Consider the following 15,938-nt stretch of genomic DNA (forward strand, 5'->3'; position numbering starts at 1 on the left):
AAAAAGGATGCCAACGATGTTCGGCGAGATCGCCCGTTTTCTGCTCAATACCGTCTTCACGCTGTTCGGCGCCGCGCTGATCCTGCGCGTCTGGATGCAGGCCGTCCGCGTGCCACCGTACAACCCCGTCACGCAGGCCGTGCTGCAGGCGACCAACTGGCTCGTGCTGCCGCTGCGTCGCGTCATCGCGGGCGTGCGCGGCATCGACTGGGCCAGCGTCGTCGCCGCGCTGCTCACCGCGCTCGTCTACGTCGTGCTGATGGTCGTGATGGCCGGCTTCGATCCGGCCGCGGTGATCGCGACGCTCGTCGTGGTCGCGCTGCTCACCGTCGTGAAGTGGGCGCTCAATCTCGTGATCTGGATGACGATCCTGATGGCGCTGCTGTCGTGGCTCAACCCGCGCTCGCCGGCGATGCCGATCCTCTACCAGCTCACCGCGCCGTTCCTGAACCCGCTGCGCCGCATCATCCCGAATCTCGGCGGCATCGACCTGTCGCCGATCCTGCTGTTCGTGATCGTGCAGGTGCTGCTGATGATCGTCACGCGCGCCGCCGTGTCGCTGACGATGTTCGGCATCTGACGCTAACGCCAACGTCGCCCCCTACGCCGCCGGCCCCTGTGCCGGCGGTCCGCCGAGCGTGTCGATCACGCCGAAACGCGCCGGCATCATCGCGTAGCACACCCGCACCTTCTCGTGCGACAGCCGCTCGAGCAAGCGCTGCGCCTCGTCCTCGGTGACGATGAATTCGATCTCGATCGCGAGCGACCCCTGCAGTTCGAAGAAGCGGTCCTCATGCAGCACGCGATGCTGGCCGAACCCGGCCATCGCGCGAAACGCGGAACCGCCCGCGACGCCCATCCGGTTCGCTTCCTCCAGTAGCCATTCCCACAGCGGTTTCCAGTGCAGCCGATGCTTCTCGTGCACATAGAAGCGCAGGAAGATCTTGTCCATCGCACCCTCCGATGGCGGCACGCTCAGGCCGCCGCGAGCCACGCGCGCGCGGTCCACATGCCGAGCGCGGTCAGCGCGAACGATCCAGTCAAGTGTAGGGCAGCCACCGTAAACGCCCATCCGAATTCGCCCTGCACCGCGTGCGTCATCACTTCTACCGAATAGGTCGAGAACGTCGTGAGGCCGCCGAGAAAGCCCGTGATCACGAACAGCCGCCACTCGGGCGGCAGCCCGACGCGGGTCGTGAACACGACGGCGGCGATACCGATCACGTAGCCGCCGATCAGGTTCGCGGCGAGCGTGCCGAGCGGCACGGCGGGAAAGAATTCGTTGAGCGCGAGACTCAGGAACCAGCGCAGCAACGCGCCGAGCCCGGCGCCGACGAAGATCGCGACGATCGAATAGAACAAGGGCACTCCTCACTGGCGCCGCCGCGCAGCGGACGCGGCCTACGCTGAACTGTATGCGGAATCGCGCGACGGCGGCAATGCCGCGGGCCGGGCCGGCTCGCACCGGATCGTGTCGCGACTGCTCGCGGTTTTACGTTATTTTCGCGTGCGCGACTGAATCTGCATTTCCGAATAATTACATCCGACATTACAAATCAATTCCGAAAAGAACGATTATTTATCAGATTTTTAAAGTCAGAAACGTAATCCGATCCGGCCGCAGGTCAATCCTGAAAATCCAGCTTCTACGCAGGTTTCACGTATTTACCCTCATCAGACATTCCCGTATCCGGCCGATATTCGATTCAATTGACTCCGTCGATTTCGTAAAATTGTTTCGCCACTTCACTCCATCGACATGGAGACTCTAAAAATGAACGATACCCGCCTGCCATCCATGTTGATACCGGCGCTGTGCGCGTCGCTGCTCGCATCGAGTGTCGCGCTCGCCGACGGCAACGGGCCACCGTCCTACGTCGAGGGCAACCGCGCACCGAAAGGATTCGCCCGCCCGCCGTTCCACACCAAGCCCCGTGCGAGCACGGCCACCATCGCCGGCCTCACGCCCGCGCTCACGCGGCACGCGTACGGATTCGATTCGATCGCCAACCAGGGCGACGGGATGACCGTCGCGATCGTCGACGCATACGACGACCCGAAGATCGAGTCCGATCTCGGCGTGTTCAGCAACGCGTTCTCGCTGCCGGCCTGCACGTCGTCGAACGGCTGTTTCACCAAGGTGTACGCACACGGCGCTCGGCCGAAAACCGATTCGGGCTGGTCGCTCGAGATATCGCTCGACGTCGAATGGGTGCATGCGATCGCGCCGAAGGCGAAGATCGTGCTCGTCGAGGCCGCTTCGGCCAGCTTCAACGACCTGCTCGCCGCGGTCGACGTCGCGGTCAAGCGCGGCGCGTCGGTCGTGTCGATGAGTTTCGGCGGCAACGAATTCAGCACCGAGACCGGCTTCGACAGCCACTTCAACGTCGCGGGCGTCACGTTCGTCGCGTCGTCCGGCGACAGCGGCACCGGAACCGAATACCCGGCCGCGTCGCCCTATGTCGTGTCGGTCGGCGGCACGACGCTGTCGTCCGATGCGGCCGGCAACTATGTCGGCGAAGCCGCATGGAGCGGCAGCGGCGGCGGCGTGAGCACGACCGAGGCCGAGCCGGCCGGCCAGACGGCATGGCCGATTCCGGTGGCCGGCAAACGCGGCATACCCGACGTCAGCTACGATGCGAATCCGTCCAGCGGTTTCGCCGTGTACGACTCGGTCACCTATCAGGGGCAGGCCGGCTGGTTCCAGGTCGGCGGTACGAGCGCGGGCGCGCCGCAATGGTCGGCGCTCGTCGCGATCGCGAATTCGCTGCGCACGGCGGCCGGCAAGAAGTCGTTGAGCGGCACCTACGACGCGCTTTATACGGTCGGTAAAACCGCATACGGCAGCGATTTTCATGACGTGACGACCGGGTCCAACGGCAATTGCGGCAGCATCTGCAGCGCGGCGGGCGGCTACGACTACGTGACGGGCCTCGGTTCGCCCGTCGCGCCGGCCCTCGTGCAGGCGCTCGTCGCCCGGCCGTAACCGCGCGATCGGCGCCGGTCGGCGCGTGGCGCGGCGCTCAGCCGCCGTGCCACGCGCGATCGAGCGCGGTCAACGTCGCCAGCGCGCCGCCCTTCAAGCCGATCACGTCCGCGCGGCGCGCATGCGCTTCGCGTGCGTTGATGCGGATCACGTCGGCGCCGAGCCGTTCGCTCAACAGGCGCACGGTCGGGATCGCGGTGCCCGCGCCGATCTCGACCACGGCGACGCGCCCGGCTCGCGCGAGCCAGTCTTCCAGCACACGCTCCTGCGCGTCGTAGCGCGCCCCGAGCCAGCCGGTGTCGCCGAACATCAGGATGTTCGGCCGCGCGAGGCCGCCGCAGTGCGGACAGCGCGGCATGTCGCCGACCAGACGGCACGTCGCCTCGTCTACATCGGGCACGAACGGCGCCGCATCCCATGTATCGTCCGTGCACGGCCGCAGGCACTGCATCGCGTGGATCGAGCCGTGGATCTCGACGATCCGCGCCGGATCGAAGCCGGCTTTCTGGAACTGGCCGTCGACGTTGCTCGTCAGCACGAAGCCGCCGTTCGGCATCGCGTCGATCCAGCGGCGCAGGATCGCGAAGCCCGCATGCGGCTCCGTCGCGCGGTAAAGCGCGAGACGGTGCCCGTAGAAGCCCCACGCGAGCGGCGCGCGCGCACGGAATGCGTGCGGCGAGGCGATCTCGTGGAATTCGAAACGCTCGTGGCGCAGCGCCGGATACGCACGCCAGAAGCCGTCCGTGCCACGAAAATCGGGCAGCCCGGAATCGACGCCGATACCGGCGCCGGCCGTCACGAGCAAGGCATCGGCACGCGCGAGCGCGGCGACGGCGGAAGCGACGAGATCGGCGGGCAGTTGCGCGGCGGCGGCGGCAGCGGTGGCGTCAGCGGAATCGGAGAACGGCATGATGGGGCGGCGGTAGCGTCGGGCGGTGCGCGGGTGGCGTCGCGATCATACGCCGGTTCGCGTGCGGGGCGGCATGCGCAATGCAACGGCTTGACCCGATGCTCGCCCGGCCGCGAGGGATGCAGTCAGCCGGCCGATGCCGGGAGCGGCCGGCGGTGCTCCGGCTGGCCGCCTCCCCGCCTGGTCAGCGATCCGAATCGTCCTGCGCGACCGGCATGTCGTCGGCCGCGAAATAGACCGGCTTGCCGAGCTGCCGGGCAAGACCGACGTCCATGTCCGCCCCGCGCGACGCGCCGTCGATGCGCAGCACCGCATCGCAGCGCCGCAGCAACCGGTGCGCGGCCGGATACAAGAACGTCTCGCTGATCGCGTCGCCGACCTGCCGCGACCCGGCCGCGACGGCGAGCGGCAACGACACCCATTCACCGATCATCGGCACGTGTCCGCGACGATACACGGCAAGCGCCGCCTCCTCCAGGCGGTGCAGGTTCGCGGCGATGCGCGCGGGGTCGCCGTCCGTGCCGCTGCGATAGGGGCCGGCGACCAGCACGAGCAGCGGCGTCATGCCGTGCGCGCGCCGGCGGTTTCCCGCAGCGCGACGTACTGGAGCAGCATGATCGTCTTCGCATCGACGATCTCGCCGCGCTCGATCGCGTCCAGCGCCGCCTGGAGCGGCATCTCGACGACCTCGAGATCCTCGCCCTCTTCCGCGACGCCGCCGCCGTCGCCGGTGCGCAGCGACGCATCGTATTCGCCGACGAAGAAATGCAGCTTCTCCGTCACCGAGCCGGGGCTCATGAATGCCTCGAACACTTTGCGCACGCCGCGCACGCGATAGCCGGTTTCCTCCTCGGCCTCCGCGCGGATGCGGGCTTCGGGCGTCGCGTCGTCGAGCAGGCCGGCGGCGGCCTCGAGCAGCATGCCGTCATGCCCGCTGACGAACGCCGGCATCCGGAACTGCCGCGTCAGCAGCACGTCGCCCGTCCCGGCATTGCGCAGCAGGATCGTCGCGCCATGGCCGCGATCGTAGGTCTCGCGGCTCAGGCGCTGCCACGTTCCGTCGCGGCGCAGGAAATCGAACGTCACCTTCTTCAGCACATACCAGTCATCGGACAGCACCGTCGTATCGACGATGCGGACACGGTCCCGCGTTGCAGCCATCCCAGCCTCCGGTTCGACAAAAGACGGCGCTCATGGTAACGTGCATATTCGTGCAACTTCAAGAAAATTCGTGCAAACACGATGCTGACGACACAACGCAAGAAAGCGATCCTCGACGCACTCGCGCGCGACGGCCAGGTGCTGGCGGTCGAGCTGAGCGCGCAATTCGGTGTGTCCGAAGACACGGTCCGCCGCGACCTGCGGGAGCTCGCGTCCGAGGGGCTGCTGCAGCGTGTGCATGGCGGCGCGCTGCCGGCGTCGCCGGCCGTCGCGCCTTTCGCGCAGCGCGAGGCGCTCGAGACGGCAGAGAAGCGGCGCATCGCGCGGCGGGCCACGGAGATGATCGCGCCCGGGCAGGTGGCGATCGTCGACGGCGGCACGACCTCGGCGCTGCTCGTCAGCCAGTTGCCGGCCGACCTGCGCGCGACGATCGTCACGCACAGCCCGAGTGTCGCGGTGGCGCTCGCCGCGCATCCGTCGATCGACGTGATCCTGATCGGCGGGCGGCTCTACAAGCATTCGATCGTGGCCGTCGGCGCGGTGGCGATGGAGGGCATCGCGCGCATCCATGCGGACCTGTACTTCATGGGCGTCACGGGCGTGCATCCGGTCGCGGGGCTCAGCACCGGCGATTTCGAGGAAGCGGCGATCAAGCGCGCGCTGGCCGAACGCGCGGCCGAGACGGTCGTGCTCGCGTCGCAGTCGAAGCTGCGCGCGGCGTCGCAGTTCGTGATTGGCGAAATTACGCTGGCGCACACCGTCGTGGTCGAAAAGGAAACCGACGCCGCGCTGACGAAGCCGATCGAGGCGGCGGGGGTGACGGTCGTGCGCGCGTAGCGGCGACGGGATGCACCCGCGAGGGCGTTGCGGATCACGCTGACGCATACCGTGGCGGTCGAAAAGGAAACCGACGCCACGTTGACGAAGCAGATCAAGGCGGCAGGGGTGACGGTCGTACGCGTGTAGCGGCGACGGGGTGCGTCCGCGAGAGATTTGCGGATTTGCGGATTTGCGGATTTGCGGATTTGCCGGGTGTGCCCGAACACGCCCGTCAACTCGGCCACGGGCTTTCATCGTGGCGCCGCCGAGCCCCTGTCAGCGTGCTGACAGGGTTCGCTTGCTAACATGAGCGACCGCCCAACCGCCACGCGCCGCCCACCCGATGCCCCCGCCCTCCTCCGCCCCGTCGTCGGCACCGCCTGCAGGCAACGCGCCGCCGCCCGGCGTCCTCGCGCTGTTCATTGCGTTCTCGCAGATCGGCTTGACCAGCTTCGGCGGCGGGCTCAGCGGGCGAATGATGCGCGACTTCGTCTACGAGCGGCGCTGGCTCGACGAGGAGGCATTCCTCAACGGCCTCGCGCTGTCGCAGGCACTGCCGGGCGTCAACGTGAAGAACCTCGCGATCTGGATCGGCTACCGGCTCGCCGGATGGCGCGGCGCGGTGGCCGGCTTCACCGGCATCATCGCGCCGCCCGCCGTGCTGATCGTGCTGTTCGGCATCGCGTTCTCGACCCTCACGCGCTTTCCGCTCACGCATGTCGCGCTCGCCGGCGCGGCGGCCGCGGCCATCGGGCTGTCGATCTCGATGGCGATCACCGCCGTGCGCCGGCTGCCGCGTCGCGCGCTGCCGTTCGCGGTGATGGCGCTCACGTTCATATCGGTCGCCGTGCTGCACTGGCCGCTCGTGTGGACCGTGCTGGTGGGCGGCACGCTGAGCGTCGCGCTCGAATACCGCCGCGCGGCCGCGACGCCTCCCGGGAGCGACACGCGATGACCGCATCGCAACGCTACGCCGCGCTGTTCGGCGTGTTCGCGCCGCTGTCGATCGCGACGATCGGCGGCGGGCAGGCGATCATCGCCGACATCCAGCGGCAGGTCGTCGACGTGCATCACTGGATGACCGCCACGCAATTCGTGAACGACTTCGCGATCGCGCGGATGGCGCCGGGCCCCGGCTCGCTGCTCGCAACATTGATCGGCTGGCAGGTGGCCGGCTTCTGGGGCGCGGCGATCGCGACGCTCGCGCTGTTCGGCCCGACCGCGTTCCTGATCTACGGCGTCGCGCATCTGTGGCGGCGGCACCAGGGCGCGCGCTGGCAGATCGCGCTCGAGGCCGGCCTGCGCCCGGTCGCGGCGGGCATGATCCTCGCGTCGGTGTGGGTGCTGCTGCAGGCGCTCGACGGCGGCTGGGCCGCGCGCGCGATCGCGGTTGCGTCGACGCTGTGCGTGATTTACACGCGCATTCACGCGCTGCTGCTGATCACGATCGGCGCGCTGTTGCTCGTCGGCGTGCACGCGCTCGGCATGTGATGCACGGCGACGCGGCACGCGACGGCGGCCGCGAATGGCGCAACCGATACCCGCACAACGACACGAGCACGTCCGCACGCGTTTCACCGCTTGCGCGCCCCGCTCGCACAACCCATCTCCTAGACGCCGCGAAACACCGGCGCGCGGCGTTCCGAAAACGCACGCAGCCCTTCGTCGAAATCCGCGCCTTCGCACGCTTGCCGGCGCAGCTCGGCAATCCGTTCGAACGCATCGGCCGGCAATGGCCGCGCGTCCTGCAGCACGCGCAATTGCTCCTTCACCGCGTACACAGCGAGCGGCGCCTTCGCGGCGATCGTGCGCGCGACGTCGAGCGCCGCATCGTCGACGCCGCCCGCGTCGGCCAGCCGGTTCACGAGCCCGTGATGCGCGGCGCGCGCCGCATCGAGCGGCTGCGCGCAGAAGAACATCTCCTTCAGCACGTGGATCGGCAGGTTGTCGTAGAAGCGCAGCAGGCCGCTCGTCGAATACGGCAGGCCGATGTTCGCGGGCGTCATCGCGAAACGCGCGTCGCGCGTCGCGACCACCAGGTCGCAGCTCATCACGAGATCGACCGCCCCGCCCCACGCCGAACCCGACACCGCCGCGATCACCGCGCCCGGATAGGTCCGCACGCGCCGCAGCGCCCGTTCGAGCGGCTTGCCGTAGGCGAGCGGATCGCGATCGTCGGCCAGTTCGCGCAGGTCGTGCCCCGCGCTCCACACGTCGCCGCTGCCGTCGTTCGACAGGATCACGACCGGCGGCGGACGGTGTCCGGCCAGCGCGTCGAGGCGTGCGACGAGCGCATCGAGCAACGGGGCGTCGAGCGCATGCCGTCGCGCCGGATTCGCAAACCGCACGCGTGCGATCCGTTCGCCGACCATGTCGACCGTCACGCGCGACGCCCCTTCGTGTTTCGTCGCGTCGCTCATTGCACGGCCTCCGCCACCGCTTCCGACTGGAAGATTGCACGCTCGGCCAGCAGCGCGTCGATTGCGTCGTCGCCGTAGCCCGCTTCGCGCAGCACGTCGACCGTATGCTCCCCGAGCAGCGGCGGCGCATGACGCGTGCGCGGCGCCGGCATCTCGTCGCCCATTCCGCCGAGCGGCGTGACGACCTGGCGCAGCGTGCCGAGCGTCGGATGCGCGACCGGCTCGACCAGCCCGCAATGCGCGAGTTGCGGATCGTCGAACACTTCGTCGAGCGTGTTGATCGGCCCGGCCGGCAGTCCGGCGTCGACGAAACGCTGCGTCCATTCGCGCTTGCCGCGCGTGCGTAGCCGGCTTTCGAGCAACGCTTTCAGTGCGTCTCGGTGCGCGACGCGCGCATCGTTAGTCGCGAAGCGCGGATCATTCGGCAGCTCCGAAAGATCCAGCAACTGGCACAGCCGCAGCCACATATCGGTCGTGATCGGCGCGAGGTTGAGCGGCCCGTCGGCCGTCTCGAACACGCCATACGGCGCGATCACCGCATGCGCGTTGCCGGTTCGCTGCGGCACGTCGCCGAGGCTCAGGTAGCGTTGCCCGTGCACGCTCAGCAGCGAAACGAGGCTCTCGAGCAGCGACGTGCCGACATGCTGCCCGCGTCCAGTGCGCTCACGCTCGTACAGCGCGGCCATCACGCCGGTCGCGACCCACATCCCCGAGCTGAGATCGCCGATCGCGGTGCCCGTGCGGGTCGGCTCGCCGTCGGGAAAGCCGGTGAGGCTCATCAGCCCCGCATAGCCCTGCGCGATCTGGTCGAAGCCCGGCCAGTCGCGCAACGGGCCGCGCGGGCCGAACGCGGTGACGCTGCCCATCACGAGCCGCGGATCGCGCGCACTCAGCGCGGCATAGCCGAGCCCCATCGCATCCATCGTCCCCGCCTTGAAATTCTCGATCACGACATCGGCCTGCGCGATCAGCCGGCGCACGACGTCGAGGCCGGCCGGCTGCCGGAAGTCCACGCAGATGCCGCGCTTGTTGCGGTTGCAGGACAGGTAGTACGTGCTCACGCCGCGATCGAACGGCCCCCATGCGCGGCTCATGTCGCCGTGCGGCCCCGACTCGACCTTGATCACGTCGGCGCCGAGATCGGCGAGCACCATCGAGCAGAACGGCCCCGACAGCGCGCGGCTCAGATCGACGACCCTGATTCCTTGTAATGCCTGCATTCCGGACTCCTGATATTGATGACGGGGTGTAGCGTGTTGCCGCACGATCGCGGCGTGCCGCTCATTCGGGCAGCGTCTGGTGACGCGTTTCGACCGCGAACGGCAGGATCAGGATGCCGAGCCCGAACACGGCGGCGGTCCATGCGACCGGCACGCCGAGCGATCCGTAGCCGTGTATCGCGGCGCCGAGCAGGAAGTTCACGCCCGCGCCGATGAAACGGCCGACCGACGCGTTGAACGCGAACGCGGTGGCCCGTACGCGCGTCGGGTACTGCTCGGGCAGCCACAGCGAGAAAATCGCGAAATTGCCGCCGAAGAAACCGAGGAACACCAGCGACACCATGAATGCCGCGAGCCCGTTCGGCTGGTAGAACGCCCAGCCGAACGCGAACACGATCGATGCGGCCATGCCCGCGAAATACACGCCGAGCGCGGTGCGCCGGCCGAGCCGCTCGGAGAGCCAGGGCGCCACCAGGCAGCCGGCGATCGTCGCGCACGACAGGATCGCCGCGCCGATCGATGCAAGCCGCATCGCGCCGATGTGGTCGATGCCCGCACGCGCCGCCAGCGTGCTGACCGCGCTCGCCTCGTACACGGAGCCGGCCCACAGCCCGACGATCGCGACGCCGACGAGGCTCGCGCTCGTCACCGTGCGGCGCAGGAAGGCCGGCGCGAAGATCTCGCGCAGCGGATGCGCGCGCCGCGCGTCGGCCATGTCGCCGTCGCGTGCGTCATGCCGGCGCCACTGGCCGGGCTCCTTCACGCGCATCACGGTGAACACCGCGAGCAGCGCGGGGGCAAGCCCGCACAGGAACATCGCGCGCCAGCCGTAGGTCGCGCCGATCGTGTAGTTCAGGCACGCCGCGATGAAGAAGCCGAAGTAGTAGCCCGTCTGCAGGTAGCCGGCGCCCATCTTGCGGCGATCTTCCGGCCAGCTCTCGGCGACGTAGGTGCCCGCGAGCGCCCACTCGCCGCCGACGCCGATCCCGGCGATCAGCCGGCACGCGGCCAGCGCCCACACGTCGTGCACGAACGCAGCCGCGCCGGTGAACACCGAGTAGATCAGGATGCTCGCGGCGAGCGTGCGGACCCGGCCGAAGCGGTCGGCGAGCGGCCCCCAGATGAACGACAGCCCCCAGCCGATCAGGAACAACGCGAACAGGATCGAACCATACATCCCGAGATTCGCGGGCGTCGCCGCGATGCCGGACGCCGGCAGCAACTCGGTCAACGCGGGAATCAGCACCAGCGCGTAGATCACCGAATCCACGCCGTCGAGCACCCAGCCCGCATACACGGCCCAGAAGCCCTTGACCTGCTCGCGCGTGAGCGGCGTGCGCCGCGGCTTCGCGCCGGCCGCCGGCGCGTCGATCGCCTTGAACATCTTCGTCTCCTTGCCGGCGGGGCCGGCGTTTTTGCCGCGTCCGGTCCGGGATGGCCGGGAGGCTGGCTCTTTTGTGAGACGAGTATAGAAACACCATCGATCGGGGAAAAATATGATATTCATCTCGCTCGATCGGATTCGCTTATGACTCGAATCGGGAGGGGGGCGACGATGGACTTGAGGCAGTTGCGCTATTTCGTGAAGGTCGTCGAATGCGGCAACGTCACGCATGCGAGCGAGGCGCTGCATGTCGCGCAGCCGGCGGTCAGCCAGCAGATGCGCAATCTCGAACAGGATCTCGGGATGCAGCTGCTCGAACGCAGCGTGCGCGGCGTCGCGCCGACCGCCGCCGGCCGCACGCTGTACCAGCACGCGCTCGAGCTGCTGCGCCGCGACGCCGACACACCGCAGGGCCGCGTGACGGTCGGCATGCCATCGAGCACCGCGCGCGTGCTGGCCATCCCGCTCGCCCGCGCGGTGCGCGACCGCTTTCCCGGCATCATGCTGGAGCTGATCGAGGCGCCGAGCGCCGATCTCGACACGCTGCTCGAACGCACGCGGCTCGATCTCGCGATCGTCGTCGACGCGGTCGACACGCGCGGCATCGCGGTCCACCGGCTGCTGACGGAAACGCTGTACCTGATCACGTGGCCCGGGTTCCCGGTGCCGGACGATCCCGTGCCGCTCGACGCGATCGCGCGGATGCCGCTCGTGCTGCCGAGCGCGCCGAACACGATCCGCAACCGCGTCGACTGGGCGATGCGCGAGGCCGGGCTGTCATACGAGATCAGCTTCGAGGCGAGCTCGACCGGGCTGCTGTTCGCGGCCGTGATGGCGCAGCTCGGCGTGACGATCCTGCCGTGGACGGCTGCGCACGTCGAGATCGAGGAGCGCAAGCTCAAGCTGTCGACGGTCGCGCACCGGCTGTTCGCGCGCGACCTGTCGCTGTGCTGGCACGATACGGCGCTCGTCAGCAACGCGGTGCAGAAGGTGAGAGCGGAGATCGTCCGGCTGTTCGACACGCTCGGGCAGCGGCCGGAGTGGGCATTGACAACGCCCCCGGGCGCCCCTTAACGTTTCGTTCATCGTAACCATCACCGGTTCAGCTTAAGAGGTTGTCGGCCCGCTCGTGCTCGACACCTCTGCCTTCCTCGAAGGCCTGCTGCTTGGCGCCGGACTGTTCACGTCCGTCGGCCCCAAGGACGCTTTCGTCATCAAGCGCTCTATCTCGAGCCCCCATCTGCTTTCCATCGCCCTCGTCTGCGCAGGCAGCGACGCGCTGCTGATCATGCTCGGCGCGCACGGGTTGTCGTCGTTGCTGTCGCGACACCCCGGCGTAGTGTCGGCCGCGCTGTGGGCCGGCATCGCGTATCTCGCCGGCTATGGCCTGCTCGCGCTGCGCTCGGCGATCCGGCGACGACAGCCGGAGCACGTCGACGGCCCACGCGCGGGCAGCGAACCCACGCGCTCGCGCACGGTGCTCGCGACCGCCGCCGTCTCGCTGCTCAATCCGTATGCGTGGATCGACACGGTGCTGCTGCTCGGCACCGTGATCGTGAGCCACACGCCCCCGGCGCGCGCGCCGTTTGCGATCGGCGCGATGACGGCTTCGCTCGCCTGGTTCCTGATGCTCGCGTATGGCGCCCGCGCATGCCGCGCGTGGTTCGCCCGCACGCTCGCCTGGCGCATGCTCGATTGCTTCGTCGCGGTGATGATGCTCGGCTTCGCGGTGCGTTTCGCGATCGATGCCCTACAGGCGTCAGCGGCTCGATAACGTGCGAAACACGTCGTGCGCGCCGGCATGCAGCTCGAAGCCGATGCCCGGCGCTTGCGGCACGCGGGCGTATCCGGCGTCGACGCTTGCGCCATCGGCCAGTCCGCTGAACGGATGAAACGCGAACGGGCTGACTTCCGCACCGCCGAGCCCGAGCGCCGCGACGACGTGCAGCGAGAACAGGTGGCCGCCATGCGGCCAGAATGCATCGCGCCGCCAGCCGCGCGACGCGAAGTGTTCGACGATCCGCAGATAGCCCGGCAACCCGTAGCCATGCACCGGATCGAATACGAGCACGTCGCGCTCGGGGCGCAGGCCGCCGTAGCGGTCGAGCAGCTTCGCTTCCGCGAGCGAGAACAGCGCCTCGCCGGCCGCGATCGGCGGTGCATAGCGCGTGGCGATGTCCGCCTGGAGCGGCAGGTCGAGCGGATCGCAGATGTCCTCGAACCACCAGAGATCGAACGGCGCGAGCATCGCGGCAGCCGCGTCGACGGTCGTCGCGTCGTACGTGTTCATCGCGTCGACCGCGAGGTGCGAACTGTCCGCCAATTGCCTTGCGGCCGCTTCGATGCGCCTGCGGTCCTGATCGAGATCCGCGCCGCCGATCTTGATCTTCGCATTCGTGTAGCCGAGATCGGCGATGCGGCGCATTTCGTCCGACAGACGCGCGAGATCGTCATGCGGATAGCGGTAGCCGCCGCCCGCATATACACGCACGCTTGGTGCGGCCGTGCGTTCAAGTCGGTCGGCGAGAAAGCGAGCGAGCGGCAGGTCGGCGATCTTCGCGGCGGCATCCCAGATCGCCATGTCGAGCGTGCCGACCGCGACGCATCGTTCTCCGTGCCCACCGGGCTTTTCGCCGGCCATCATCGCGCGCCATGCGCGGAACGGGTCGAGGTTCGTGCCGGCTTCGTCGGCGAGTGAGTCGGCAGCAGCCAGCAGGCGCGGCGCGAACCGTTCGCGAATCAGGCCGCCCTGCGCGAAACGGCCGATCGACGCGTAGCCGTAGCCCGTCACCGGGCGGCCATCGCGCACGACGTCGGTGACGACCGCGACGACACTCGTCGTCAGGCCGCCGGACGGGATCGCCGGATCAGCATAACGGGACACGGGAATCGCTTGCTCGTGAATCGCGGTGATGCGCATGGTCGGGGTTCCGGAGGTGGCGGCCGACGCGCAGGCGAACGAGGGATGCAATGCGGTCGGAACGGTGGACGGACCGCTGCATCATAGGCGCTGTCGCCGCGGGCTGCAGGCGTGCGCTACCGTGGCGGACGATCGCGCTGCAGCCGCTGCGTGAGCGCGGCATTCCGATCCGGAACGCGTTCCATTGAACCGGCATCATCCGCTTGCCCTCCCGGCTCCGGGAACCGGGAAGGGTTCGGGCGACGAAGGGATGCGTCGATCGAATCGACCGGCCGGCTCAGGCAAAGACGAAGTACTTGCGCACCGTTTCCACCACTTCCCACGTGCCTTTCATGCCGGGTTCGATCACGAACACGTCGCCGGCCTTCAGGTGCACCGCTTCCTCGCCTTCCGGCGTGATGATGCAGTAGCCGTCGAGGAAGTGGCAGTACTCCCATTTCTCGTAGTTCACCTCGAACTTGCCCGGCGTGCAGATCCAGGTACCCATGATCTTGCCGCCGTCCTTCGAGAGGTAGGCGTTCAGGTTCACGGTGTGCGGATCGCCGCCGATGCGCTTCCACTTGGTCGCGTCGAGGACGGGGGTCGGGCAGGTTTCGCGCAGAACGGTGATGAAATCGGACATGTCGGCTCCAGACTAACGATCGTGTAAGAAGCCTGTCACGTTAGTTCGAAAGCGTCGTGGGGACTTGCATGCTTCCGACGCGGACTCGTCTATTTTCGACACGGGCTTGCGGGCGGGCACTCGGCCGTTCGTTCGGCTCCGCGTTGCGCGTTGCGCCAACGAAGCGCTTCCAGCCGATCGCCTTTTGACGACCATTTCCGGCGGTGCCACCGCACCTCCCTCGCGTCCTGCGGGCCTTGAAGCCGGCGGCCAAAACAGCCCACTTGCCACATCTTGGCCAAACCCTGTAGAATTGCGCGTTCTGCGGGCGTCGTATAATGGCCATTACCTCAGCTTCCCAAGCTGATGACGTGGGTTCGATTCCCATCGCCCGCTCCACTTTCCGGCTGCATCGCAGCCTGCGCATGAGCCGCCTCGTCGAAGGCGGCTTTTTTGTACCATGTGCCGGTTCCCCCGGCGCACTGCTGCGCGCAACGGGCCCTCGCCCGCAACCGAGCCTTTCTCTGTCACCGATGATGCACGACGATCCGAACGAAGCCGGCCAGCCGCCGCACGACGACGCCATTCCCGATGAAGCCGCCGAAGGCGCCGACGCAGTCAATCCGCTGCACCACCGCCGCATCCGCAGCTTCGTGACGCGCGCCGGCCGTGTATCGACCGGCCAGCGCCGCGCGATGGACGAGCTCGGCCCGCGCTTCGTGGTGCCGTATGCGCCGGAACTGCCCGACTGGAACGCCGTGTTCGGCCGCAGCGCACCGCGCATCCTCGAGATCGGCTTCGGCATGGGCGCATCGACCGCGGAAATCGCCGCGAACCGCCCCGGCGACGACTTCCTCGGCGTCGAGGTGCACGAGCCGGGCGTCGGCGCGCTGCTGAAGCTGATCGGCGAGCAGGATCTGTCGAACATCCGCATCATCCAGCACGACGCGGTCGAAGTGCTCGAGCACATGCTCGCGCCGGAAAGCCTCGACGGTGTGCACATCTTCTTCCCCGACCCGTGGCACAAGGCGCGTCACCACAAGCGCCGGCTGATCCAGCCGCCGCTCGTCGCGCATCTGGCGTCGCGCCTGAAGCCCGGTGCGTACATTCACTGCGCGACCGACTGGCAGAACTACGCGGAACAGATGCTCGACGTGCTCGGCGCGGAGCCGACGCTCGAAAATACGGCCGCCGACTACGCGCCGCGCCCCGACTACCGCCCGGTAACGAAGTTCGAACGGCGCGGGCTGCGGCTCGGCCACGGCGTGTGGGATTTGGTGTTCCGCAAGCGCGCAGGCTGAGCCCTCCCGCTGAGTCGGGCGCACGCCGCCCCGCTCCGGACAAGAAAAAGCCCGACCGGCCTATGCCGATCGGGCTTTTTTCATGCGAGTGACCCGTCCTGAAATAGGTTGACACTTTTTCGCTGAAACGAAGAGGTGCCAAGTGGAGCAAGAGATCAAGCGGACGCAGCGGGACTACAGCCTGGCTTTTAAGCTATCGGTGGTCGAGCAGGTCGA

At 68.1% G+C, this 15,938-nt stretch carries 18 protein-coding genes and 1 tRNA gene; 9 read left to right on the plus strand and 10 right to left on the minus strand.

All coding sequences use genetic code 11. From position 1 onward, the window contains the following. Positions 1–16: 16 nt before the first annotated feature. Positions 17–580 carry a YggT family protein gene (locus tag G3N96_RS25380; protein ID WP_124576684.1) on the plus strand — a complete coding sequence of 188 codons (564 nt, stop codon included), beginning with the start codon at positions 17–19 and terminating at the stop codon, positions 578–580. Positions 581–601: 21 nt separating this feature from the next. Here the strand turns inward: G3N96_RS25380 and G3N96_RS25385 are convergent, their stop codons facing one another. Further along, positions 602–952: a DUF190 domain-containing protein gene (locus tag G3N96_RS25385; RefSeq protein WP_089495250.1), complete on the minus strand. Its 351-nt coding sequence runs from the start codon at positions 950–952 to the stop codon at positions 602–604. Positions 953–975: 23 nt separating this feature from the next. Beyond that, complete coding sequence (gene crcB / locus G3N96_RS25390; RefSeq protein ID WP_206138883.1) at positions 976–1,362, minus strand: fluoride efflux transporter CrcB; 387 nt, start codon at positions 1,360–1,362, stop codon at positions 976–978. A gap of 412 nt (positions 1,363–1,774) precedes the next feature. Between crcB and G3N96_RS25395 the strand changes: the two genes are divergently transcribed. Further along, positions 1,775–2,986 (plus strand): S53 family peptidase, encoded by a 1,212-nt coding sequence (locus G3N96_RS25395; RefSeq protein WP_206138884.1) that lies wholly within the window; start codon positions 1,775–1,777, stop codon positions 2,984–2,986. Positions 2,987–3,023: 37 nt separating this feature from the next. Here the strand turns inward: G3N96_RS25395 and G3N96_RS25400 are convergent, their stop codons facing one another. The 3 genes from G3N96_RS25400 to G3N96_RS25410 all read right to left on the minus strand — a co-directional run bounded on the left by G3N96_RS25400 (position 3,024) and on the right by G3N96_RS25410 (position 5,057). Continuing rightward, positions 3,024–3,896 carry a Sir2 family NAD-dependent protein deacetylase gene (locus tag G3N96_RS25400; protein ID WP_206138885.1) on the minus strand — a complete coding sequence of 291 codons (873 nt, stop codon included), beginning with the start codon at positions 3,894–3,896 and terminating at the stop codon, positions 3,024–3,026. A gap of 184 nt (positions 3,897–4,080) precedes the next feature. Next, a complete protein-coding gene (locus G3N96_RS25405; protein ID WP_206138886.1) occupies positions 4,081–4,461 on the minus strand; it encodes a DUF4406 domain-containing protein in 381 nt (126 codons plus the stop codon). After that, complete coding sequence (locus G3N96_RS25410; RefSeq protein ID WP_089439421.1) at positions 4,458–5,057, minus strand: NUDIX domain-containing protein; 600 nt, start codon at positions 5,055–5,057, stop codon at positions 4,458–4,460. The genes G3N96_RS25405 and G3N96_RS25410 overlap by 4 nt, the downstream gene beginning before the upstream one ends. A gap of 81 nt (positions 5,058–5,138) precedes the next feature. On the opposite strand from G3N96_RS25410, the gene G3N96_RS25415 reads away from it, so the two are divergent. From G3N96_RS25415 to G3N96_RS25425, 3 genes are all read left to right on the plus strand, one after another. Further along, the gene (locus tag G3N96_RS25415) at positions 5,139–5,894 is read left to right on the plus strand and encodes a DeoR/GlpR family DNA-binding transcription regulator (protein ID WP_206138887.1); all 756 of its coding nucleotides are present in this window, start codon (positions 5,139–5,141) and stop codon (positions 5,892–5,894) included. A gap of 325 nt (positions 5,895–6,219) precedes the next feature. After that, positions 6,220–6,831 (plus strand): chromate transporter, encoded by a 612-nt coding sequence (locus tag G3N96_RS25420; RefSeq protein WP_206138888.1) that lies wholly within the window; start codon positions 6,220–6,222, stop codon positions 6,829–6,831. Further along, complete coding sequence (locus G3N96_RS25425; RefSeq protein ID WP_206138889.1) at positions 6,828–7,367, plus strand: chromate transporter; 540 nt, start codon at positions 6,828–6,830, stop codon at positions 7,365–7,367. The genes G3N96_RS25420 and G3N96_RS25425 overlap by 4 nt, the downstream gene beginning before the upstream one ends. 119 nt (positions 7,368–7,486) lie before the next feature. Here G3N96_RS25425 and scpB read toward each other — a convergent pair whose 3' ends face one another. The 3 genes from scpB to G3N96_RS25440 form a co-directional block, all read right to left on the minus strand. Then, complete coding sequence (gene scpB / locus G3N96_RS25430) at positions 7,487–8,296, minus strand: methylmalonyl-CoA decarboxylase (protein WP_206138890.1); 810 nt, start codon at positions 8,294–8,296, stop codon at positions 7,487–7,489. Continuing rightward, the gene (locus G3N96_RS25435) at positions 8,293–9,516 is read right to left on the minus strand and encodes a CaiB/BaiF CoA-transferase family protein (protein WP_206138891.1); all 1,224 of its coding nucleotides are present in this window, start codon (positions 9,514–9,516) and stop codon (positions 8,293–8,295) included. Before G3N96_RS25435 ends, scpB begins: the two co-directional genes overlap by 4 nt. Positions 9,517–9,577: 61 nt before the next feature. Then, positions 9,578–10,900 (minus strand): MFS transporter, encoded by a 1,323-nt coding sequence (locus tag G3N96_RS25440; protein WP_124576674.1) that lies wholly within the window; start codon positions 10,898–10,900, stop codon positions 9,578–9,580. Between the two features lie 171 nt (positions 10,901–11,071). On the opposite strand from G3N96_RS25440, the gene G3N96_RS25445 reads away from it, so the two are divergent. After that, positions 11,072–11,974, plus strand: a complete 903-nt coding sequence (locus G3N96_RS25445; protein WP_206138892.1) for a LysR substrate-binding domain-containing protein — start codon at positions 11,072–11,074, stop codon at positions 11,972–11,974. A gap of 55 nt (positions 11,975–12,029) precedes the next feature. Beyond that, positions 12,030–12,674 carry a LysE family transporter gene (locus G3N96_RS25450; RefSeq protein ID WP_206138893.1) on the plus strand — a complete coding sequence of 215 codons (645 nt, stop codon included), beginning with the start codon at positions 12,030–12,032 and terminating at the stop codon, positions 12,672–12,674. Here G3N96_RS25450 and G3N96_RS25455 read toward each other — a convergent pair. Both G3N96_RS25455 and G3N96_RS25460 read right to left on the minus strand, forming a co-directional pair. Beyond that, positions 12,660–13,820 carry an enolase C-terminal domain-like protein gene (locus G3N96_RS25455; RefSeq protein ID WP_206138894.1) on the minus strand — a complete coding sequence of 387 codons (1,161 nt, stop codon included), beginning with the start codon at positions 13,818–13,820 and terminating at the stop codon, positions 12,660–12,662. The two genes, G3N96_RS25450 and G3N96_RS25455, sit on opposite strands and share 15 nt — an antisense overlap. A 277-nt stretch (positions 13,821–14,097) precedes the next feature. Further along, entirely contained in the window at positions 14,098–14,442 is a 345-nt protein-coding gene (locus G3N96_RS25460; protein WP_206138895.1) for a cupin domain-containing protein, read from the minus strand. A 303-nt stretch (positions 14,443–14,745) separates the two neighbouring features. On the opposite strand from G3N96_RS25460, the gene G3N96_RS25465 reads away from it, so the two are divergent. Beyond that, a tRNA-Gly gene (locus G3N96_RS25465) sits at positions 14,746–14,820 on the plus strand. 134 nt (positions 14,821–14,954) lie between these two features. Beyond that, on the plus strand, positions 14,955–15,722 hold the full coding sequence (gene trmB, locus G3N96_RS25470; protein WP_206138896.1) for a tRNA (guanosine(46)-N7)-methyltransferase TrmB: 768 nt from the start codon (positions 14,955–14,957) through the stop codon (positions 15,720–15,722). The last annotated feature ends 216 nt before the right edge of the window (positions 15,723–15,938 follow it).

Origin of the sequence: Burkholderia sp. Se-20373, from assembly GCF_017104705.1 — a bacterium.
GTDB lineage: Bacteria > Pseudomonadota > Gammaproteobacteria > Burkholderiales > Burkholderiaceae > Burkholderia.